General features: G+C 66.6%; 20 protein-coding genes and 1 pseudogene. 12 read left to right on the forward strand and 9 right to left on the reverse strand.

The genetic code is table 11. The annotated features are described in order from the left end of the window. Positions 1-3: 3 nt before the first annotated feature. From OHB24_RS43305 to OHB24_RS17280, 3 genes and pseudogenes are all read left to right on the forward strand, one after another. Positions 4-447 (forward strand): annotated as a pseudogene (locus OHB24_RS43305) (TetR/AcrR family transcriptional regulator); the annotation flags it as partial. 119 nt (positions 448-566) lie between these two features. Continuing rightward, positions 567-1028 carry an SOS response-associated peptidase family protein gene (locus OHB24_RS17275; protein WP_327640057.1) on the forward strand — a complete coding sequence of 154 codons (462 nt, stop codon included), beginning with the start codon at positions 567-569 and terminating at the stop codon, positions 1026-1028. Continuing rightward, complete coding sequence (locus OHB24_RS17280; protein WP_327640058.1) at positions 1025-1684, forward strand: hypothetical protein; 660 nt, start codon at positions 1025-1027, stop codon at positions 1682-1684. Before OHB24_RS17275 ends, OHB24_RS17280 begins: the two co-directional genes overlap by 4 nt. Positions 1685-2117: 433 nt before the next feature. Here OHB24_RS17280 and OHB24_RS17285 read toward each other — a convergent pair whose 3' ends face one another. Beyond that, positions 2118-2441, reverse strand: coding sequence for an alpha/beta hydrolase (locus OHB24_RS17285; RefSeq protein WP_327640059.1), 324 nt, complete (start codon positions 2439-2441; stop codon positions 2118-2120). 219 nt (positions 2442-2660) lie between these two features. Here OHB24_RS17285 and OHB24_RS17290 point away from each other — a divergent pair, with 219 nt between their 5' ends. From OHB24_RS17290 to OHB24_RS43310, 4 genes are all read left to right on the forward strand, one after another. Continuing rightward, on the forward strand, positions 2661-4718 hold the full coding sequence (locus tag OHB24_RS17290; RefSeq protein ID WP_327640060.1) for an MMPL family transporter: 2058 nt from the start codon (positions 2661-2663) through the stop codon (positions 4716-4718). Positions 4719-4739: 21 nt separating this feature from the next. Next, positions 4740-5867 (forward strand): sensor histidine kinase, encoded by a 1128-nt coding sequence (locus OHB24_RS17295; RefSeq protein ID WP_327640061.1) that lies wholly within the window; start codon positions 4740-4742, stop codon positions 5865-5867. After that, positions 5864-6541 carry a response regulator transcription factor gene (locus tag OHB24_RS17300; protein WP_327640062.1) on the forward strand — a complete coding sequence of 226 codons (678 nt, stop codon included), beginning with the start codon at positions 5864-5866 and terminating at the stop codon, positions 6539-6541. The genes OHB24_RS17295 and OHB24_RS17300 overlap by 4 nt, the downstream gene beginning before the upstream one ends. An 86-nt stretch (positions 6542-6627) precedes the next feature. After that, positions 6628-6921: a GNAT family N-acetyltransferase gene (locus OHB24_RS43310; protein WP_442913976.1), complete on the forward strand. Its 294-nt coding sequence runs from the start codon at positions 6628-6630 to the stop codon at positions 6919-6921. On the opposite strand, the gene OHB24_RS17305 is transcribed toward OHB24_RS43310, so the two are convergent. The 6 genes from OHB24_RS17305 to OHB24_RS17330 are packed head-to-tail and all read right to left on the reverse strand — an operon-like array spanning position 6909 to position 13437. Continuing rightward, positions 6909-7661 (reverse strand): SDR family NAD(P)-dependent oxidoreductase, encoded by a 753-nt coding sequence (locus OHB24_RS17305; protein ID WP_327640063.1) that lies wholly within the window; start codon positions 7659-7661, stop codon positions 6909-6911. The genes OHB24_RS43310 and OHB24_RS17305 overlap by 13 nt on opposite strands. Beyond that, positions 7658-9100 (reverse strand): ABC transporter substrate-binding protein, encoded by a 1443-nt coding sequence (locus tag OHB24_RS17310; RefSeq protein ID WP_327640064.1) that lies wholly within the window; start codon positions 9098-9100, stop codon positions 7658-7660. The genes OHB24_RS17305 and OHB24_RS17310 overlap by 4 nt, the downstream gene beginning before the upstream one ends. A 9-nt stretch (positions 9101-9109) precedes the next feature. Then, on the reverse strand, positions 9110-9979 hold the full coding sequence (locus tag OHB24_RS17315; protein WP_327640065.1) for a carbohydrate ABC transporter permease: 870 nt from the start codon (positions 9977-9979) through the stop codon (positions 9110-9112). Further along, entirely contained in the window at positions 9976-10881 is a 906-nt protein-coding gene (locus OHB24_RS17320; RefSeq protein ID WP_327640066.1) for a carbohydrate ABC transporter permease, read from the reverse strand. The genes OHB24_RS17315 and OHB24_RS17320 overlap by 4 nt, the downstream gene beginning before the upstream one ends. A gap of 7 nt (positions 10882-10888) precedes the next feature. Further along, complete coding sequence (locus OHB24_RS17325; protein WP_327640067.1) at positions 10889-11713, reverse strand: aldo/keto reductase; 825 nt, start codon at positions 11711-11713, stop codon at positions 10889-10891. Positions 11714-11718: 5 nt separating this feature from the next. Then, the gene (locus OHB24_RS17330; RefSeq protein WP_327640068.1) at positions 11719-13437 is read right to left on the reverse strand and encodes a GH39 family glycosyl hydrolase; all 1719 of its coding nucleotides are present in this window, start codon (positions 13435-13437) and stop codon (positions 11719-11721) included. A gap of 165 nt (positions 13438-13602) precedes the next feature. On the opposite strand from OHB24_RS17330, the gene OHB24_RS17335 reads away from it, so the two are divergent. The 3 genes from OHB24_RS17335 to OHB24_RS17345 all read left to right on the forward strand — a co-directional run bounded on the left by OHB24_RS17335 (position 13603) and on the right by OHB24_RS17345 (position 15741). After that, positions 13603-14283 carry a GntR family transcriptional regulator gene (locus tag OHB24_RS17335; protein ID WP_327640069.1) on the forward strand — a complete coding sequence of 227 codons (681 nt, stop codon included), beginning with the start codon at positions 13603-13605 and terminating at the stop codon, positions 14281-14283. Between the two features lie 34 nt (positions 14284-14317). Continuing rightward, entirely contained in the window at positions 14318-14935 is a 618-nt protein-coding gene (locus OHB24_RS17340; protein ID WP_327640070.1) for a TetR/AcrR family transcriptional regulator, read from the forward strand. 77 nt (positions 14936-15012) lie between these two features. Beyond that, positions 15013-15741: an HD domain-containing protein gene (locus tag OHB24_RS17345; protein ID WP_327640071.1), complete on the forward strand. Its 729-nt coding sequence runs from the start codon at positions 15013-15015 to the stop codon at positions 15739-15741. On the opposite strand, the gene OHB24_RS17350 is transcribed toward OHB24_RS17345, so the two are convergent. Then, positions 15742-16047: a hypothetical protein gene (locus tag OHB24_RS17350; protein ID WP_327640072.1), complete on the reverse strand. Its 306-nt coding sequence runs from the start codon at positions 16045-16047 to the stop codon at positions 15742-15744. It lies immediately after the preceding gene. A 134-nt stretch (positions 16048-16181) separates the two neighbouring features. On the opposite strand from OHB24_RS17350, the gene OHB24_RS17355 reads away from it, so the two are divergent. Then, positions 16182-16511 carry a cupin domain-containing protein gene (locus OHB24_RS17355; protein WP_327640073.1) on the forward strand — a complete coding sequence of 110 codons (330 nt, stop codon included), beginning with the start codon at positions 16182-16184 and terminating at the stop codon, positions 16509-16511. 13 nt (positions 16512-16524) lie between these two features. On the opposite strand, the gene OHB24_RS17360 is transcribed toward OHB24_RS17355, so the two are convergent. Further along, entirely contained in the window at positions 16525-16977 is a 453-nt protein-coding gene (locus tag OHB24_RS17360; RefSeq protein ID WP_327640074.1) for a hypothetical protein, read from the reverse strand. A gap of 133 nt (positions 16978-17110) precedes the next feature. Between OHB24_RS17360 and OHB24_RS17365 the strand changes: the two genes are divergently transcribed. Next, positions 17111-19309 carry a carbohydrate-binding protein gene (locus tag OHB24_RS17365; protein WP_327640075.1) on the forward strand — a complete coding sequence of 733 codons (2199 nt, stop codon included), beginning with the start codon at positions 17111-17113 and terminating at the stop codon, positions 19307-19309. The last annotated feature ends 2 nt before the right edge of the window (positions 19310-19311 follow it).

Consider the following 19311-nt stretch of genomic DNA (forward strand, 5'->3'; position numbering starts at 1 on the left):
GAGATGACCGGAGGAGCTCCTACAGGCCGACCGCGAGCTGTCACCGAGGATGCAATCCTCGATGCCGCGCAGCGGGGCATCGCCGCTCAGGTCGGCATCGCGCCGAACGCCGTGTACACGTACTTCCCGAGCAAGGCCGCGCTGCCATGTGCGCTGGTCGAGCGGTTCCTCGGCGAGGTCAACCACGACCGGTTCACCGACCGGCAACTGCCGTGGCGGCAGCGCATCGAGGCCCTCGCACGCGAGCTCCGTACCCGGCTGGTTGCCCACCCCGGCGCCGTGCACCTACTCCTCGGCGGGCCAATGGAGGGGCCGAACGCGCTGATGCTCCGCGAATCCCTCAGCGAGGCCCGCGCCGACGCCACCCCCGACGACGCCGCCCGCGCCTCCTACGTGCTGTTGGTGTACATCCTCGGTGCCATCGCCCTCGAGGTCGCCGAGCTCGACCAACCCGACACCAACCCGACCGAACCCGCAGCGCATCGCCACCCGACGGGCCGCACTCGACAACATTCCCACCGACACCTACCCCCGCACCACTGCCCGACGACGACCCGAACCGGGTCGTGCCGACGTACACGATCATCACGACCACGGCGACCGACAGTGTCGGCCGGATCAACGACCGGATGCCCATGGCAATCACTCCCGACCACTTGCACGAGTGGCTCGATCCCCGCAACCACGACGTCGATCAGCTGCGCGGCCTGATGGCGCCGCCGGGCGACGGCCGTCTGGACATGTATGCCGTGTCGAAGGCCGTCAACAACGTGAAGAACAACGGCCCTGAGCGCCTTGCGGCTGGTACAGGTTCGACGTGGTCGCAGACGAACCGGTGCAGGCGAGGCGCTGCTGGTTTTACCAGCGCGCACTTGTGCTGCGGGGTCCTCGCCATCAAGGCCGAAGCCGCCCAACCCGCTACGATCAGACAACTGCAACTGCCCAAACGTGGTTCGGTCCGTCCGGCTTCAGAGATCCTGAAACCCGTTCAGCAGACTCATGGTTCAGGTAGGGAGGTCGCCCTGTGACTGTTCTGCGAGCCGGGCGCGGCCGACCTGTCACCCTCATCGTCCCCGGGCAGGGTCGCGGTCCGTTGCCCTCGGCACCGATGCTCGCCGCTACGCAATGGTTCGCGCAGGACGTGCGAGGCACGCGGCTCTCGTTCTATTACGAGGAGTCCGGCCATTTCGACCGCGTGCCGCCGCTGCGCCGCCAGGCCGAACGGGACGCAGAGGAGACCCGGGTCGTCGCGGATGCCGTCGGAGCCACCCGGGCACTCGGCATCTCACGGGGCGCTCGGGCTCTCGCTGGACTGCTCGCCCACGACCTTGGTCGGTTTGAGCGGGTTGTCCTCGTCGTCCCGTTCGGTGATCTCCGTCCACCGTCCCCCAGCTACCGGGTCTGGCTCGACTCACTGCCGGCCGCTGCGAGTGGGCCTCCGGCCGGCGACACGGACTTCCTGGTGCTGGGCCTGAGGGGAGATCGCGGCCACCCGGCGCGTGCCGCCGACGAGTGGGCCGGACGCCTCGGTGCCCGCCTGGAGCTATTCCCCGCGCGCGGCACTGGGCCGCAGCGGGAGCTGATGCCTAGCGACACAAGCCGGTCTCCGGAACTCATCTGGGGCGACCTCGTGCCTGGGTACGAGCTGATGCGCAGTGCCGCCACCGAGTTCCTAAACGCCTGAGCGGAAACAGCCGCATCGAGAAAGATCGAACCCGCCGCGATCCGTCGCCAGCAGGGCCGAGCCACCTTGGGTTCAGCTCGGCACCGCTTCAGAAATCGTGAACCTGCGGGGCTCCCAGTGATAACTGCCACTATCACCGGCCCCGCCCACCGGCGGCCCGAACCGGCCCTGGATCCCCGCTCAGACCGCCGGGACACGCCCGGCGCTCGGTGGTGGAGTTCGGGATGATTCCGCACGCATCGCGGCAGTTGTCGTCGTCGCGTGGCGGGCTGGCTGATATGTGTGGTCGATACGCCTCAGTGGCCAACCGCGCCGATCTCCTTGAGCGTTTCGTCGTCGACGAGAGCAACGCCGACGAGCTGCGGGCCCAGGACTTCAACGTGACACCGACCAAGGACAACCCGGTCGGACCATCTCCCCGCGGGCGGACATGTCACAGGCTGCAGCGGGTGTTGGCGGGCGGGGACTTGAGGTCGAGGAGATACGCGTCGACGACGCGGTCGACGCATTTGCTGCCGCCGAGGAGGTAGGCGCCGTGCTGCTTGCCGTCGACGGTGAGCAGCTTTGCGCCCAGAGCGTCAGCCATCGCGATACCGCCCTCGTGTGGCGTCGCAGGATCACCGGTGACTGACACCACGAGAGTCTCGGGAAGGTTCTCGACATCGGTGAGCCAGGGATCGTCGCCGGTGGGTGGCGCGGGCCACGCCTCGCACTCGCTGCGGAAGTCGCGTCCGGTGAAGACGTCGAGGTCGAACATCGGCGCCACCTCCCCGACCTTGCGCGCGAGCGCAGTGGCTTCCTCTGGCGTCAGCTGGGAAGTTCTGCCGAGCCGTGGGTCACCCGCCGACAGCAACGTAGAGCCGCCGGGCGCAGTAGCTGTCGACCACGGGAGTAATGCGGATTGTCCACTGTGGGCGGACGATTCACCTCACCCTGCTGGGCCAGTGTTTGAGGTCCAAAGACAGGGGAGGTTCTCATGTTCACGTTGCCGGCTGGGCGGCGGGGCAAGTGGGGTGTGGTCGCGGTCTGGGTGCTGTTGCTGGTGGCGGTGTTTCCGTTGGCGGCGGGGCTGGGCGACGTGCAGAGCGACGACGCCACCGATCAACTGCCGGGCGGTGCGGAATCGACGCTCGTGCATCAGACCGAGGATCGCGTCCCGGGCTCCGAGGACGACGAACTGATCGTCGTCTATCACCGGGACGGCGGTCTCGCCGACGGGGACAAGCAGGCGGTGGCGCGGCAGCACGCCGCCCTCGCCCGGGAGTTCGAGGTCGACATTCCGCCCGTCCCCTCCGAGGACGGCACGGCTCTCATGTACGCCGTCGGCCAGCCGGCGAGCGCGGACGACGCGGGTGTCGCCAGGTTCGTCGAGCGGGTCCGGGCGGTCACCGCCGACCGGCCGAGTGGTCTGCGGGCCGAGGTGACCGGCCCGGCCGCGATCGACGCGGACGTCGACGCGGTGTTCGAGGGGATCGACACGACCCTGATGCTCGTCACCGTCATCGTCGTCGCGTTCTTGCTGATCATCACCTATCGCAGCCCGTTCCTCTGGCTGGTACCGCTGCTGACCGTCGGGGCTGCCTCGTACCTGTCGATGGCGCTGGTCCGGGTCGTCGCCGGTGCGCTGGACCTGACGGTGAGTACGCAGAGTTCCTCGATCATGATCGTGATGGTGTTCGGCGCCGGGACCGACTACGCGCTGCTGATCGTCGCGCGGTACCGCGAGCAACTGCGCCACCATCGCGACGTCCATGCCGCCATGCGCGCCGCGCTGAGGAGTGTGGGGCCGGCGATCCTCGCGTCGGGATCGACCGTCGCCCTCGGCCTGGGCTGTCTGTTCGTGGCCGACATGAACGACATCTCCGGGATCGGGGTGATCGGTGCGCTGGGCATCCTGGCGACTCTGGTCACCATGCTGACGCTGTTCCCCGCAGTACTGACGGCGCTGGGCCGCAAGGTCTTCTGGCCGCGTGTCCCTGCCCTGGCCAGTACGGCGCCCGCCGGCCGCGACTGGTGGCGGTGGGTCTTCGCCCGGCCGTTGCGGTCGGCCGGAGTTTCGGCGCTGGCGCTCGGCTTGCTGGGACTCGGGGTGCTCGGGCTCTCGACGGACCTGCGGCAGGCCGACTCGTTCACCAACACTCCGGAGTCGGTGACGGGGTTCGCGACGCTTGATCGGGCCTACCCGGGCGAGGGTGGCCGGCCCTTCACCGTTGCGACTCCTACAGATCAGGTGGCACAGGTGCTCGCTGTGGCGCGTGCGACGGACAAGGTGGTGTCAGCGGAAACCGAGCGGGAGGGCAACGGCTGGTCGCTGGTCGACGTCGTACCGGCGGCTCAGCCGGACAGCGATGCTGAAGCGGCCGTGATCAAGCGACTGCGGGCCGATCTGCCGCCCGCGGCGCTGGTCGGTGGCGAAGGGGCGGAGCGGGTCGACGTCCAGGAGGCGAGCGCCGCCGACACCAAACTGGTGATTCCGCTCGTACTCACCGTGGTGTTGCTGGTTCTGTTCCTGCTGCTCCGATCCTTGGTCGCCTCGGTGCTCGTCGTGGCCGCTGTTGTGCTCTCGTGGCTCGCGGCACTTGGACTTGGCTCTCTGGTGTTCGAGCACGTGCTCGGGTTCGGCGGCGTGGAGCCGACGCTGCCGGTGCTGGTGTTCGTGTTCCTGGTGGCGTTCGGCGTCGACTACGCGATCTTCCTGGTCGCTCGGATCGCCGAGGGCCGCAAGGACCTCGGTACGACGGTCGCCACCCGGCGGGCGGTGCGTGCCACCGCGCCGGTGCTCGCGTCGGCCGGATTGGTGCTGGCGGCAACATTCGCGGTGCTGGCGTCGTTGCCGTTCGTGCCGATGGTGGAGCTGGGTGTGGTGGTCGCCGTCGGGGTTCTGCTGCAGACTCTGCTGGTAGCGCCTGCGTTGCTGGCGCCGATGATGGTGGGCCTGCGCCGATGGATCTGGTGGCCGAGCCGACCAGCGGTCAACCCACCACCGGCAGCAGTCCCGGACGAGTCGGTGCTGGTCGGCGAGGAACGGAGCTGAGGGATGGGGACGGTGGTCTTGGTGGGAGCGAGGCGGTGGGGGATCGGCAGGGTCGACCTGCTGCTGACCGCGGCGCTGCTGGTCCTACCGTTGGCCGCCGTCCTCGCCCTGCCGCGGCACTGGCTCGACGACAGGCAGCTCGACGCTCTCGGGATCACCCTGCTCGTCCTGGCGACCATGCCGGTTCTCGTCAGACGCCTCTACCCGATCCAGGGGCTGCTCTTCTGTCTAGCCGTCCAGATGGTCTACCACGCCTTGAACTACACGCACGACGTCATGCTCCCGGTAGCGGTAGTCCTCATCTACACGGCCTCCCTGACCACCTCCCGCGCCTCAACGCTGGCGATGGTCGGAATCAGCGTCGCCGGAGTCCTGGTGAGCGCGAGCGTCCCTCAAGACGAATCGATCGGCGCGGAGGTGATCAGCCCCCTTGGCTGGTTCGCGGTCGCCGCGGTCGGTGGCCAGGCAATGCGCCTGCACCGCGCCTTGCTCACGGAGACGAGCGAGCGCCGGGTCGCCGAGGAGCGGCTGCGGATCGCGCGCGACCTGCACGACGTCCTGGCCCACCACATCGTCGTGATCAACTCGCATGCCGGTGTGGCCGCTCATCTGCTCGACGAGCGCACCGACGATCTGACCCTCGCGCCGATCTCGCAGTCGCTGCACACGGTGGCGGACGCGAGCAGCGGAGCACTGGCCGAGCTGAGAACCACCCTCGACGTCCTCCGCGGCAACGAGGTCGACGTGGATCGGCACCCGACGCCGGACCTCGCCGGCCTGGCCCGGCTCGTAGCGGTCACCACAGCAGTCGGAGTACAGGTCGAGCTGCGAATAAGTGGCACTCGCCGACCGCTGCCGGCAGCCGTCGAGATCACCCTCTACCGGATCGCGCAGGAGGCCCTGACCAACGTGGTGAAGCATGCGCACGCTCGACAGGCACTGGTGCAGCTCGAGTACGACGTCGAGGAGGTTCGGCTCGAGATCACCGATGACGGCCGGGGCAGGTCCGACAGCAGCGGCACAACCGGCTATGGCATCGCGGGGATGAACGAGCGGGCACAATCCGTCGGTGGTCAGCTGGTCACTGGCGACGGCCGGTACGGCGGATTCCGGGTCGCGGCGACCGTACCTACTCCGGGAGCGCGATGATCAGGGTGGTGCTGGCCGACGACCAGGAGCTGGTCCGGAGCGCCTTCGCGATGCTCGTCCGCTCCGCACCGGACATGGACGTCGTCGGTGAAGCCGCCGACGGCGACGAGGCGGTCGAGCTGGTCCGGTCGACCCGGGCCGACGTCGTCGTGATGGACATCCGGATGCCGGGGACGGACGGGATCACGGCCACCGCCACGATCGCGGCCGACGAGGATCTGAGCGGCGTACGGGTGCTGATCCTGACCACGTTCGAGAGCGACCACAACGTGGTGACCGCGTTGCGCGCGGGAGCGAGCGGATTCCTTGTCAAGGACACCAAACCCGCGCACCTGCTGGCCGCCATCCGCACCGTGGCCGCCGGCGAGGCACTGTTGTCGCCCGGCGCGACCCAGGCACTGATCGAACGAGTGCTGAGGCAACCCGATCCGGCCGGCCCGGCACCCGGCGCACTGGCCGCGCTGACCAGGCGGGAACGCGAGGTACTGACGCTGATCGGCCGCGGCCTGAGCAACGGCGAACTCGCCGAACAACTGGTGATCAGTCCGCTGACCGCTAAGACCTACGTGAGCCGGTTGCTGACCAAGCTGGACGCCCGCGACCGGGCCCAACTGGTGATCGCCGCCTACGAATCCGGCCTGGTCCGAACCTCCAGCCAAGCAGACCCACCTTAGGGCCGACCGGACCACGCCGGAAACCGAGGAGCACGCGTGATCGAGAGAGGCTGCGCGCCGAATGGGCATGATCGCACCAGTCGGCGATGGAGGCGTTCGTTCGGCGGCAGTGGGAGCGGGCGGCGACCGGCAGTGGGTATCCGTTCGTCATTGCGCGGGTTGGCGACGGTCGGCCGGTTGGGATGGTTGGGCTGTGGTTGAGAGAACTGGATCAGGGTCGCGCGTCGCTGGGGTACTGGGTGGTGGGGGCGGCTCATGGGCAGGGGGTTGCTGCGGAAGCGCTTCGGGCGGTCGCTGTCTGGGCTCTTGGCGAGCTGCGGATCCCGCATGCTCCCTGGCCTGGGAAGAGGATTAGCTCGCCACGTGGTCAGTGCATGTAGAGGCCGCCGTCTGCGTTGAGGGTGTGGCCGGTTATGTAGGTGGAATGGTCGGATAGGAGGAATGCGATTGCGTGGGCTATGTCTTGGGGTTGGCCTAGGCGGGTCGTCAGGAGGCCTTCGATCAGGGCTGCTCGGCGGGTGGGGGTCAAGGGGCCGCCCATGATGTCGGTGTCGATGGGGCCGGGGGCTACTGCGTTGACGGTGATGCCGAAAGGGCCTAGTTCTCGGGCTAGGGCTCTGGTCAGGCCGATGACGCCGGCCTTGGCGACCGAGTACGGGGTTTTGCTGTAGGTGCCGCCGCCGAGTTGGGCTGAGGTTGAGGAGACGCTGACTATTCGGCCGTAGTTGTGGCGGACCATGGATTCGGCGACTCGGTGGGTGACGTAGTGGACGCCGTTGAGGTTGATGTTGATGACGCGGTGCCACTCGTCGGAGGTCAACTCCAGGTAGGGGACGGGGGAGCTGACGCCGGCGATGTTTGCTAGCGCTGCTAGCGGTGGGAGGGCGGCCTCCAGTTCGTCGATCGCCGTGCGGACCTGGGTTTCGTTCGAGACGTCGGCGGCGACGGCGTACGCTGTGATGTTGTGTTTCGCGGTGATCTCCGCGGCGAGTGCCTTGCCGCCGACAGCGTCGATGTCGAGGATGCCGATGTTCCAGCCCTGTTCGGCGAGGAGCAAGGCGGTTGCTCGACCGATGCCGCGGGGGGATGCCGCGCCGGTCACGATCGCGGTGCGGTTCACTTCGCGGCTCCGTAGTCCTGGCCTGGCTTCCAGTCGGCGAAGACGTAGTCGGACTCCGACACCTTGGCGCCGGCCGCCTTGGCCTTCGTCAGCGCCTGGGCTCGGTCAGCGGCGGTGGCGTCGCTCAGCTTCTTCAGTTCGGCCTTGAGGTCCTTGATCGATCCGCCGAGGTAGCCCTGGACGATGTTGCCGACATGCGGGGTGACCGGCTTACGGAGTGCGTCGACGCGAGCGATCGCGGGGTTCTTGACGATCGCCTGGGGCATCAGGAACACGTTTTTCTTGCAGTACTCGACGCCCTTCTTGTACGCGTCGACCACGTTCGACGACGCGACGAGGTCCAGGTTCAGCGGCGGCTGGTCCATCGCCTCGACCATGCCCTTCTGGTAGTCGTCGGACATGAAGGAGGCGATCAGCTTTCCGGCGGCGTCGGGATTCTTGCTGTCGGCGGAAACGAAGTACGTCGCTGCAGGTCGGCCGCGGTAGCACCAGGGATCCATGCCGGACGTCGGCACCAGAATCTGTCCGGACGCCAGCTTGTCGACGATCGTCGGCGCCAACGCCTTCGATCCGCCGGCGCACCAGATGCCGTCGATGAACGTCCCGACCGCACCGGAGGCATACCTGGTCCGGGCGTCGACGACGCCGAAGTTGTTCGAGCCCGGCATGATCAACTTGTCGTCGTTCAGCTGCTTCAAGAACTCGATCACGGTGACGTAGGCATCGTGGTGGTAGGCGTACTCGCCGGTGGTGAACTGCAGGCCTTGATAACCAGGGAAGCCGGCGGCCTGCGCCATGTCGTCGACCTGATCGCGGATGCGCCCGCCGTCCGCGCCGATCGCCAACGTGAGCGGCTGGAGCCCGGCCGACTTCAGCTTTCCGAGCGCGTCCTTGAAGCCGGCGTAGTCCGTGGGCACGTTGTTCGGATCGAGCCCGGCCTTGGACCAGTGGTCCTTGTTCACCCACACCAGCGTCGAGCTCTGCCGGAAGCTGAACATCGGGAACCCGTACAGCTTGCCGTCCAGTTGGGTGATGCCCTCGGTGAACGCGTCCTTCGGAAGCTTGGACTTGATGTCAGCCGGAATCGTGACCTCGTGCACCCATTTGCCACTCACCAGGGCAGGCAACGGGAGCCCGATCACGTTCGAGTAGACGTCCGGCATCTTGTTGGCCTGATGCGCCAACTGGAACGCCTGGGTCGCCTTGGACGCGTCGTAGTACGTGTGGCCGACGTTCGTCTTGAGCGCCCCAGATTGTTGACGAGCCCAGTCGTCGTTGAGGCGCTTGAACGAACTGAAGTGGTCCCACCAGTCCAGTGTTCCGGTGGCACCCCCGCTCGCGCTTCCGCTCTGAGAACTCGAGTCGCTGCATCCGGTCACGGCTCCCACGGCGGCGAATACCGATGCGCCGAGCAGAGTGCGACGTGTCATCCCGGTCATTTCCACTCCTTAGGACTTGACTGCTCCGGAGATTCCCTCGACGAAGTAGCGCTGCAGGAAGATGAAGAGCACGACGACCGGGACGATCGAGATCACCCCGGCCGCGGCCATACCGGACCAGTCGGTCGCGGTCTCGCCCACGAACGCCTGCATGCCGACGCTGACCGTCCGGAGATCGGGCCGGCTGAACGTGAACACCAGCGGCAGGAAGAAGGCGTTCCAGGTGGTGATGAAGGTGAGTACCGCGACGGTCGCCGTGACCGGCATCGCCAGCGGCAGCATCACCGAGAAGAAGGTACGGACGAACCCGGCGCCGTCGACGATCGCCGCTTCCTCCAGCTCGCGGGGGATCTGCCGGAAATACCCGTAGTACAAGAGGATTGCCGACACGTACGCCCCGCCGCTGAGCGCCAGGATCAATCCGCCCAGCGAGTCGATCAGGTGCAGCTGCATCGAGATCTTGACCACCGGGATGATCGTGTAGCCGGTGGGGACGAACAGCGTCGCGACCAGTACGCCGAGGAAGAGCTTGGAGCCGCGGAATCGGTAACGGGCCAGGACGTAGCCCGCTGTCGCGCAGCGGATGGTGACGATCACGACGGTGACGACTGTGGTGACCACGGTGTTGATCAAGTACCGGCCGAAGTGCGCGTCGTTCCACGCCCGCGAATAGTTGTCCCAGACGAACGTCGAAGGCCACAGCTTCAGGCCGCCTGCGAACATCTCCATGTTGTCCTTGAGCGATGCCGACAGCATCCACAGGAACGGGAAGATCCACAGCACCGCGATACCCACCAGGAAGAGCGCGGCGATCCACCACGGCAATCGGCGCAACAGGCGCCGCTGCCGGTCCGTGCGTACGACGACTTGCGCTGTCATCGCTGGTCTCCTCTCAGCCGGCGACCGGCGTACACGCCCCACAACTGAAGGGCTCCGACGACGGCGACCAACAACCCGAAGATCACCGCGGCCGCGGAAGCGTGCCCGAGCTGGGGGATCGAGGCGGCGAAGGCCCAGCGGTAGATGTAGATCTCGATGATCTCGGTGTGGAAGTACGGGCCGCCGCCGGTCAGCGTGTACATCAGATCGAAGTTGTGGAACGTCTCCTCGACCGTCAGCACGGTGATGATGATCAGGAACGGCTTGAGCATCGGCACCGTGATGTACCGGAAGAGTTGCCCGGCGCCGGCGCCGTCGATCCGGGCGGCCTCGTACAACTCGTACGGGATGGTCTGCAGCGCCGCGAGCCAGTAGATCATCGTGACGCCGAAGAACTTCCAGACGTACAGGACGGCTGCCGTCGGCAACGCCAGGTGCTGGTCACCCAGGAAATCGACGCCGCTGAAACCGAGCTTCGTCAACACGGTAGTGATCGGCCCGCTGGCCGGATCCAGGATGAAGCGCATGACCACGCCGATGATCGCCGTCGTGGTCACCACGGGGATGAAGAACGCCGACCGCAGCAGACCGATCAGCGGCAGCTTCGGCGAGTTGAGAACCATCGCCAGCAGTAGCGTGAGCAGCACCCGTGCAGGCACCACCAGCAGCATGAAGAACAGCGTGACCTTGAAGGAGTTCCAGAACAGCGGATCGGCGAAGACCTCGCGGTAGTTGCTCAGGCCAACGAACTTCTGGTCGGAGTCGAATCCGTTCCACTCGACCAGCGAGTACCAGTAGCTCGCGATGATCGGGTAGATGGTGTAGACGCCGTACAGCACGACGGTCGGCACCAGGAAGATCCAGATCCAGGTGGTCTTGAATCGCACAGATCTGCTCGTCATGGTCGGGCTACCTGATCTGGCTGAGCGCAAAGGTGCGGGGATCGTTGCCGATCCGGTGGCCGTTCTCCGCCGCGCTGATCGACGTGATCTCGTCGTCGGTCAGTTCGAAGCCGCCGAGCTCGAAATTCGCGCGGATCCGCTCGGGAGAGACCGACTTCGGGATCACGAGGTGCCCTTGCTGCAGATGCCAACGGAGCACAACCTGGGCCGGTGTCACGCCGTGCTTGCCGGCGATCGACGCCAGTACCGGAAGATCCAGGTCGTGTCCCTGGCCGAGCGGCGAGTACGCCGCGATCGCGATCGACCGCTCGCGGCACAGCTCGGTCAGGTCGCGCTGCTGATAACTCGGATGCAACTCGATCTGGTTGATCGCCGGAACGATCTCGCCCTCCTTGCCCAATCGATCCAGGTGTTCGGGCAGGAAGTTGGATACACCAATCGCCCGTACCCGCCCGTCGGCGTAGATCCGCTCCAGCGCACGCCAACTGTCGACATAGCGATCTACCGTCGGGTGGGGCCAGTGCACGAGATAGAGGTCGGCATAGTCCAGGCCGAGGCGCTGCAGCGTTTCGTCGTACGCCGCCAGCGCCGACTCGTAGCCGTGCTCCCCGTTGCGCAGCTTGGTGGTGACGAACAGTTCGTCGCGCGGGAGACCGCTGGCCCGTACGGCGGCGCCCACGCCGGCCTCGTTGTTGTACGCCGCCGCAGTGTCGATGTGCCGATAGCCGATCTCGATCGCCTGCTCGACGACGCGCTGCGTGTCGCTCGGCGGGACCTGGAAGACGCCGAAGCCACGCTGGGGGATCTGTACGCCGTTGTTCAGCGTGATCATCGCGGTCAGCTGCTCGGCTCTAGGATCAGTAACGATGCCGATGGCAACGGAAGTGAGACCTCGAGCGAGACGTCGCCGTCCACCGTGAGGATGCGTTCCGCTTCGAACTCCTCGAGACCCTGCCGACTCTTGATCGTGGCCAGCTCCTCCTCGGTCGGATCCTGCGGCGAGCCGAGCTGCTGCCAGACGGTGAAGGAGTTGCTGTGGTCGGCGTCGATACGCAGATGCCGTAACCGGTACGACCCGGCCGGCAGGTTGCGAACGGTCACGGTCGCCGGGGTCGGGTCCTCGCTGGTCTGGTACTGGTCGTCGATGTGCCGCCAGACCATCACCGCGACGCTCCCGTCCTCCGAACGCGAGGCGAGGGCGTCGACTTCCTCGGGCATGCTGCTGCCGTCGGTACCCTCGAGCTCGCCGACCTGCCAGGCCGCGTCCGAACTCGTCCGCAGCCGATCCGGACCGAGCAACGTCAGCATCCGGTAGGCGTTGAGGAACGGCTTCTCGACACCGCCCGCGGTGAGGAAGGATCGGGTGCCCTCGAAGTAGCGTTCGGCCTCGAAGTAGAAGCTCCACGAGGTGGCGTACGCGACCTGCGCCGGCTCAGTCGCGTTCAGGTCGAGGATCTTCTTCATCAGCTTCGCCTGGAAGACCGGGTAGTACTCGGTGTTCTGGAAGCTGTAGTTGCGGTTGTCGTAGCGCCCGAAGTGCGCCGGCACCGCCGCGTCACATTCGTCGACGATCACCGGCAGCTCGGCGTACGCCTCATACGAGCCGATCAGGCGGTTGAACTCGCGCAGGTCGTACAGCATCTTCGTCGACGACGGACTGAGCTGCTCGGCCGCCGGCTCGGCGAACGGGCGGTAGTCGCGGGTCGGGAAGTGGCAGCCCTTGGTGTGGTACGAGATGAAGTCCAGCGGCTCGCCGCGGCTCGAGGTGTAGTCCAGGAAACCCTGCAGAAAGTTCAATCCGCCGCTGGTGACAGCTGGTCCGCCGACCTTGGCCTCGGGCAGCACGCCGCGGATCGCCTGGACCGTCGCTGTGTAGAGCTCGTTGTACTGGTCGAGAGTGCCGCGCCAGTAGTCGATGTCCGGCTCGTTCCACAGCTCCCACAGCCAGGTCTTCACCTCGGCCTCGCCGTACCGCTCGACGCAGTGCTGAACCGTGGCGCTGATCAGGCCTGCCCACTTGCCGTAGTCCTTGGGCGGATACCCCCAGGCGCCGGCCTCGTAGTTCGTGTATGCGGTGGGACTCGGTACGACGGTCAGCTCGGCGGCCTCGGGTGGCAACAGGTCGCGCGGGGTGAAGCCGAGCTCCACCAGTAGGTGATGTCCGGCGCCGACGATCGCGTCGTAGGCCTGATCCAGCAGCGTGAAGTCGTAGTACGGATTGCCTTCGGCGTCCTCGTGGTAGACGTTGCCGTTGCTCCAGTGCGGGATGCCGAATCCGCTGCCGGAGCAGTACATGTAGTGCGGCCGGACGAAGTAGCCGGCGCCGGAGAAGTCGGCGAAGGTCTGCAGCAGGCGTTTTCCGGTGGGCGTGTACGTCCAGTTGAACTCGTCGTACCCGAAGCTCTCCCAGACCCGCGTCAGCGGGCCCTCGATCTCCGCGGCGTCGACCTCGATCGTGGCCGCGGTGACGTGCGGTGCATCGGGATTCCGGGGAGCGGCGGGCGGGAACGGGCCGAGGGCCCTGCGTCCGGTGTGAACCGCTGTGTCAGTGGTCATCGGCGTCGTGACCTCTCTCTGCCTGAGGGGAGGTTCCGAGTCTGCTCGGCACTTCGTTTACTGTCAATGAGTAACTGTTTACAATCTACAGAGAGACCGGGCAGGGGTTAGAGTCGTCCCCTGCTCCGCATTACTGGCGGTAACTGGCTTGAGGAGGTGGTCGGCTTGATCCCCGACGATGTCGTGTCCCCGCTGCCGTCGCAGCGCGCTCTCGGTGATCTGGTGACCGACGTGCTCCGGGAAATGATCACGGGCGGCCGGTTCCAGCCGGGTCAGCATCTCAAGGAGACCGAGCTGGCCGACGCGCTCAAGGTCAGCCGCGGGCCGATCCGGCAGGCGCTGGCCCGGCTCGAGGAAGAGGGCCACGTCGAGCTCCGGCGGCACCGCGGGGCCTTCGTGAGCACCTTGACCAGGACCGACGTCGACGAGGTGCACACTCTCCGCGGCGCGATCGAGAAGCTGGCCGCCGGTCGCGCGTGCACCCGGATGCAGGGCGCGGGATTCGCCGAGATGGACGCGGTCCTGGAGCAGATGAAGAGCGTCGACACCAAGATCGATCCGGAGGACGCCGTACGGCTGGACCTTCAGTTCCACGACATCATCTACGCGTATTGCGACCACGGCCGGGTCCAGCGTGTCTGGGAGTCCATCCGTGGGCAGGTGACCGTTTTCCTGCGGGCGCGGAACGCGAGTTTTCCGGATTTCCTCGAGGTCGGCTACAGCGAGCACAAGGAGCTGCGCGACGCCTTGGCGCTAGGGGATCCGCAAGCTGCGCAGGACGGGATCGACAAGCACATCCTCGGGGCGTACGAGCGACTGAAGCGACTCAACCTGCCAGACCGCTGACCTGCTCGAAGGTCGTTTGTGTAATGGTTGCAGGATGGTGGATCCACGGGCGCAGCGGACGATCGATGCGTTGCTGAGTGCGGCGGAGGAGCTGTTCGCGGCTCGGTCCGTCGCCGACGTCACGGTCGAAGAGATCGCAGCCACTGCTGGTGTCGCGGTCGGGTCGGTCTACAACCATTTCGGGTCCAAGGCCGGGTTGTACGCCGCTTTGCTGGAGCGGGCGGTCGTGGTGGACCGGCAGTTCATGGATCTCGCGTACGTCGACGGACGCGGGCCGGTCGAGCAGTTGTACGCCGCGGCGGACGAGTATCTCGCGTTCTATCTGGCCAATCCTGAGTATTTCCGGATGCTGGCCTTTCCTGCGGAGCCGGGGAGTTACGCCGCGGGGCAGGAGCTCGCGGACCGGTTGGCGGACTCGGTGGACGAGCAGAACCGGCGGATGGTCGACGCGATCAAGCGCGGGATCAAGGCCGGCACCATCCGCAAGGTCAACGCCCAGGAGGTGGCGACAGTGCTGTGGTCCTCGTGGAACGGGATCATCAGCCTGGGCTGGCGGCAGGATCGCCTGCAGCGCAACCCTCGTCAGCTGAAGCGCCTGCTACGGGCGGCGACGGACGCCTTCGCACGCGGTCTCCTGGTTGAGCAGGACTGACAGTGCCGGTGGCAAACGGGCGGGTGCTAGTGTGCGATCACTTCTTGCAATGATTATAAGAAGGAGGGCGTGGCGCGATGGCAGCGATAGGTTCGCCGGAGTGGGTCGCTGAGACCAAGGGCGCGCTGGGGTTGCGGGATCAGGTGTGGTTTGTCGCTCAGGCGATCGTTCGTGAGCTTGCGCCCCGGCGTCGCGGTGGAGCGGTGCTCACCGCCGATCGCACTCCGCCGAGCACGGCTGTCGCGCAGCACGTCACCGACTTCGCTCGGACCGTTCTGCCTGCGCCTTTGCTGCATCACAGCATGCGCTCTTGGCTGTGGGCATGCATGCTGGCCGAACTCGATCGGCTCGAGTACGACGGTGAGCGGTTGTACGTCGCTGCGCTGCTTCACGATGTGGCGCTTGCCGACCCGCATCGTCCCGGTCCGGATGCTGCGTGCTTCGCCGTACATGGGGCGACGGTCGCGCGCGGTGTCGTGATCGAGGCGGGTGGAGGTGCTGCGCTCGCTGACGATGTGGCTGATGCGATCGCGGCGCACTTCAATGTCGCCGTACCGCTGTCTTGGGGTGCCGAGGCGCATTTGCTGCACGCGGGCACGCATCTGGACGTGGCTGGGGTGCGGCGGTTGGAGATCGCCCGGAGCAGCGTTGCCGAGGTGCATGCGCAAGAGCCTCGGGCTGGGTTCGCCGACCACTTCCTCGCCGTGATGCGGGAGGAGGGGCGGCTCCGGAAGTCGTCCCGAGCCGGTCTGTTGTGGCGCCTCGGGATGGAGCGCTCGGTCCGCTCGGCGAGCCGTCGCGTGTGACTAAGTCGGGGGATGCTCGATGCGGTACTGCTCGGCCAGTTCGTCGAAGCGCCCGGGCGCACCTTCGGTGAGTACGACAGGGCGCCCGGCAACCCGCCGTACCTCGGCTGCTACCTCGTCGGCCTTGTCCCGGGTCGCGTAGACGCCGAGTACGAGATCGTGGTCGTCGGCCAGCGTGAACCCCCACGGCACCTCGCACGGCCCGTCATGCTCCGCCACCGGACACAACACCCGCGCCACCGGCTCCTGCATCGCCAACGCCTCGTCGCTGTCCGCGAACCCTTCGATCCTGATCTCGAACGTCATCACGCCACTGAAACTATCCGCGGCCTCCTGCCCACCACATCCGGGACGAACCGGACCTAGGCCCTGACCCCACCTCAGACCACGGTCGTACGGCGGGGGTGGAGTCTTCGTCGGCCCGGTGCGACCATCGGCGGATGGATGTCTTGCGGGTCGAGGAGTTGGCGGCTGTCCACCTTGAGTTGGCCGGGCGGAGTGACAGCGGGCGCAGTGCGACGACGTTGTACAGCCGGGCGGGGGCCCGGCTGCGGCAGACCTTGATCGCGCTGGACGCCGGGCAGACTCTTGGCGAACATCAGAGCCCCGGAGACGCCTCGCTGATGTGCCTGCAAGGGGACGTCCTGCTTCGGACGGGTGACGCCGAGGTCGAACTGCGGGCGGGAGACCTCGTCGCGGTGCCGCCGCAGCGTCACGACGTACACGCTCGGTCCGCGTCTGTTCTGCTGTTGTCAGTTGCTCTGCATTGAGAGCGCAGTTCCGTCAGGACACCGAGCCGATGCGGTGTTCTGTGGCGGCGAAGGTGAAGGTGTCGCCGGCGTGGAGGTCTTTGAGGGCGTCGTAGAGGGGTGCGTCGGTCGTCATGCCTTCGTAGGTGACTCCGTCGCACTCGAACGGTGAGCTGACCACGCCGACGACGTAGTGGTTGTCGTCGAGTACGACGATCGCACCCGGCCGGATCTCGCTCGTCGGTCCGAAGTCGAGGCTCTCGGCGTGAGCGACGGTGCCGTGCTGACGTTCCGCGACGTCCTCGTAGAGTCCGCCCAGGTCGCCGGCCTGGTCGGACTGGGACTGGTCGTCGACGGAGAACGAGGAGTCGGGGTCGAGTCTGGCTGCCGAGTCCTGCCGCCCCACGGCGGCGTCGGTCGCCCGGAGGTGTGCCTCGAGATGCGCGACCAGAGCCTCTTTGACCCGCAGCTTCGCCTTGTCGTCCATGGCACGACGTTACGCCTGCGGGGTGCGGAACGTTGCGGAACCAGTTCCGGAACCGGCAGGGGGTGTTGGTGGGGGGATTCCGAACTTAGAGTCGGCCTGCTTGTAAGGGCTTTCCCGGGTGGTTGGAGGGTTTGTGAGGCGGACTCTTGGGCTCGCGGTTGTGGTCGGGGTAGTGGCGGCCGGGCTGGCGGCGGGTGGCGGACCGGCGGTGGCGCAGCGCGGGGCGGTGGTCAGTGGGTCGTACTCGAGTGGCGCGGCGCACGCGTGGCAGCCGTTGCCGGCGACGTACATCGGGAACGACGCCGGGACCGCGGACGCGACAGTCGTGATCGATCCGAGTGTCAGCAGGCAGAAGTACACCGGTGTGGGCTTCTCCCTGGACGAGACGAGCGTGTCGAACCTCTGGAAGCTGACACCCCAGGAGCGGGAGCGGGCGATCCGGCTGCTCGCGGATCCGAAGACCGGCGCCGGGTTCGACCGGTTCCGGCTGACGATCGGGAGTCCGGATCTCATCGAGCATCTGCCGTTCTGGTCGTACGACGAGTTGCCCGCCGGTGTCACCGAGGACCGGAACCTGAAGTACTTCTCGATCAAGCGGGACGTGGACACGCACATCGTCGACACGGTGAAGCTGATCCAGAAGTACAACCCGCGGGCCACGTTCTTCGCGTCGGCGTGGAGCGCGCCGGCCTGGATGAAGACCAACAACCGGTTCACCGGCGAGGTCGCGTTGAAGCCCGGCAGTACGACGTCGTACTACCAGGTCGGCAAGCTCCGCGACGACTGCATCGACGTGTTCGCGAAGTACTACGTGAAGTACCTGCAGGCGTACGCGCAGCGTGGTATCAAGGTCGACGCGCTGACGCTGCTCAACGAGCCGGGGATCGACGTGGTGTACCCGGCGATGGACATCAGCGTCGAGCAGCAGCAGAAACTCGCCGTCGCGATCAAACGTGAGGTACGGCGCGCCGGGCTCCGCACGGAGCTCTACGTGCACGACTTCAACTTCTGGGACTGGCGCGACCCGAACAGCACGGAAACCAAGAACTACTACCGGATCTTCAACGATCCGGAAACCCGGAAAGCGTCGGACGCGATCGCCTTCCACCCGTACTGGGGCGACCCGGCGGTGATGCGGGACGCGTACGAGGAGTTCGGAAAACCCGTGCACATGACGGAAACGAGCGACCTCAGTCCGGAAACGATTCTGAACTATTTCCGCCTCGATGCGTCGTCGTACGTGCTGTGGGCGCAGACCACCGACCAGGACGGCGGCACGCTGCACTGGACGCCGGCGCGGGACAACAACCTCGACTGGGAAGAGGTCGGCCGTACGACGAAGTGGCCGAACCGGCTCGTGAAGGTCGACACGACGACGAAAACGTTCTCCGTGCGGGCCGAGCTGTACGCGATGGGGCAGTTCGCGAAGTACCTCGGGCCGGAGCACACCCGGGTCGAATCGAGCGCCACGGCGAACGGCATCAGCAACGTGGTGTTCAAGGACCGTGGCGACAACTTCGTCGCGATCGTGGGCAACGCCAACGCCGCCCCGAGTACGGTCCGCGTCACGCTGGCGGGCAAGTCGTTCATGGTGACGGTGCCGGCCAACGCGTTCGCGACCTACCGGTGGCACGGCGACGTCCCGTCGTCGCACCACAACCGGGCGCCGCAGTTCAACGACGTTCCGAACGTCACAGCCGACCAGTTCCAGACCACGCAGCTCCAGTTGCGGGCGACCGATCGCGACAAGGATCGGCTCGCGTTCTACGCGACGGACCTGCCGGCCGGCGTCAGCCTCGACGCGAGCACCGGCTTGGTGAGCCTCCATCCGACCGTCGCCGGTGAGCAGGACCTGAAGTTCCGTGTGACGGACGGCGCGGCCAACGACGAGGTCACGGTGCACCTCACCGTGAATCCGCGCGGCGCGCCGGTGGGCGAGAAGCTCGAAGCGGAGTCGTATGTCGCTCAGCACGGCTGGACCGATGGCGGGGCCAATTTCGTCGAGAACAACCCGGCCGCGAGTGGTGGCAAGAACGTCGGCTGGACTGCGGCGGGGAACTGGTTGCAGTACCGGGTCGACGTCGCGCAGGCGGGCACGTACAACCTCGAGTTCCGGGTCGCGAACGGGACGGGCGCAGTTGCTGCGGATGCCGTGTCCGTTCGGGACGCGGCCGGGACCGTGCTGACGAAGGTGTCGGTGCCGGACACCGAGGGATGGGCGAGTTACCAGTCCGTTCAGACGCAGGTGACGTTGCCGGCCGGGGATCAGGTGATCACCGTGTACTGCGAGACGGGCGGCTTCAACCTGGACTATCTGCGGCTCACGAGCTGAAA

The sequence above is a fragment of the Kribbella sp. NBC_00482 genome (genome assembly GCF_036013725.1).
In the GTDB taxonomy this organism is placed as follows: Bacteria; Actinomycetota; Actinomycetes; order Propionibacteriales; family Kribbellaceae; genus Kribbella.

Coding starts and splice junctions, on each gene's coding strand:
- OHB24_RS17310 (WP_327640064.1), bottom strand. CDS start 9,100: ATGACCGGGATGACACGTCGCACTCTGCTCGGCGCATCGGTATTCGCC.
- OHB24_RS17315 (WP_327640065.1), bottom strand. CDS start 9,979: ATGACAGCGCAAGTCGTCGTACGCACGGACCGGCAGCGGCGCCTGTTG.
- OHB24_RS17325 (WP_327640067.1), bottom strand. CDS start 11,713: ATGATCACGCTGAACAACGGCGTACAGATCCCCCAGCGTGGCTTCGGC.
- OHB24_RS17355 (WP_327640073.1), top strand. CDS start 16,182: ATGGATGTCTTGCGGGTCGAGGAGTTGGCGGCTGTCCACCTTGAGTTG.
- OHB24_RS17330 (WP_327640068.1), bottom strand. CDS start 13,437: ATGACCACTGACACAGCGGTTCACACCGGACGCAGGGCCCTCGGCCCG.
- OHB24_RS17300 (WP_327640062.1), top strand. CDS start 5,864: ATGATCAGGGTGGTGCTGGCCGACGACCAGGAGCTGGTCCGGAGCGCC.
- OHB24_RS17350 (WP_327640072.1), bottom strand. CDS start 16,047: ATGACGTTCGAGATCAGGATCGAAGGGTTCGCGGACAGCGACGAGGCG.
- OHB24_RS17345 (WP_327640071.1), top strand. CDS start 15,013: ATGGCAGCGATAGGTTCGCCGGAGTGGGTCGCTGAGACCAAGGGCGCG.
- OHB24_RS43310 (WP_442913976.1), top strand. CDS start 6,628: ATGGAGGCGTTCGTTCGGCGGCAGTGGGAGCGGGCGGCGACCGGCAGT.
- OHB24_RS17340 (WP_327640070.1), top strand. CDS start 14,318: ATGGTGGATCCACGGGCGCAGCGGACGATCGATGCGTTGCTGAGTGCG.
- OHB24_RS17285 (WP_327640059.1), bottom strand. CDS start 2,441: ATGTTCGACCTCGACGTCTTCACCGGACGCGACTTCCGCAGCGAGTGC.
- OHB24_RS17320 (WP_327640066.1), bottom strand. CDS start 10,881: ATGACGAGCAGATCTGTGCGATTCAAGACCACCTGGATCTGGATCTTC.
- OHB24_RS17290 (WP_327640060.1), top strand. CDS start 2,661: ATGTTCACGTTGCCGGCTGGGCGGCGGGGCAAGTGGGGTGTGGTCGCG.
- OHB24_RS17360 (WP_327640074.1), bottom strand. CDS start 16,977: ATGGACGACAAGGCGAAGCTGCGGGTCAAAGAGGCTCTGGTCGCGCAT.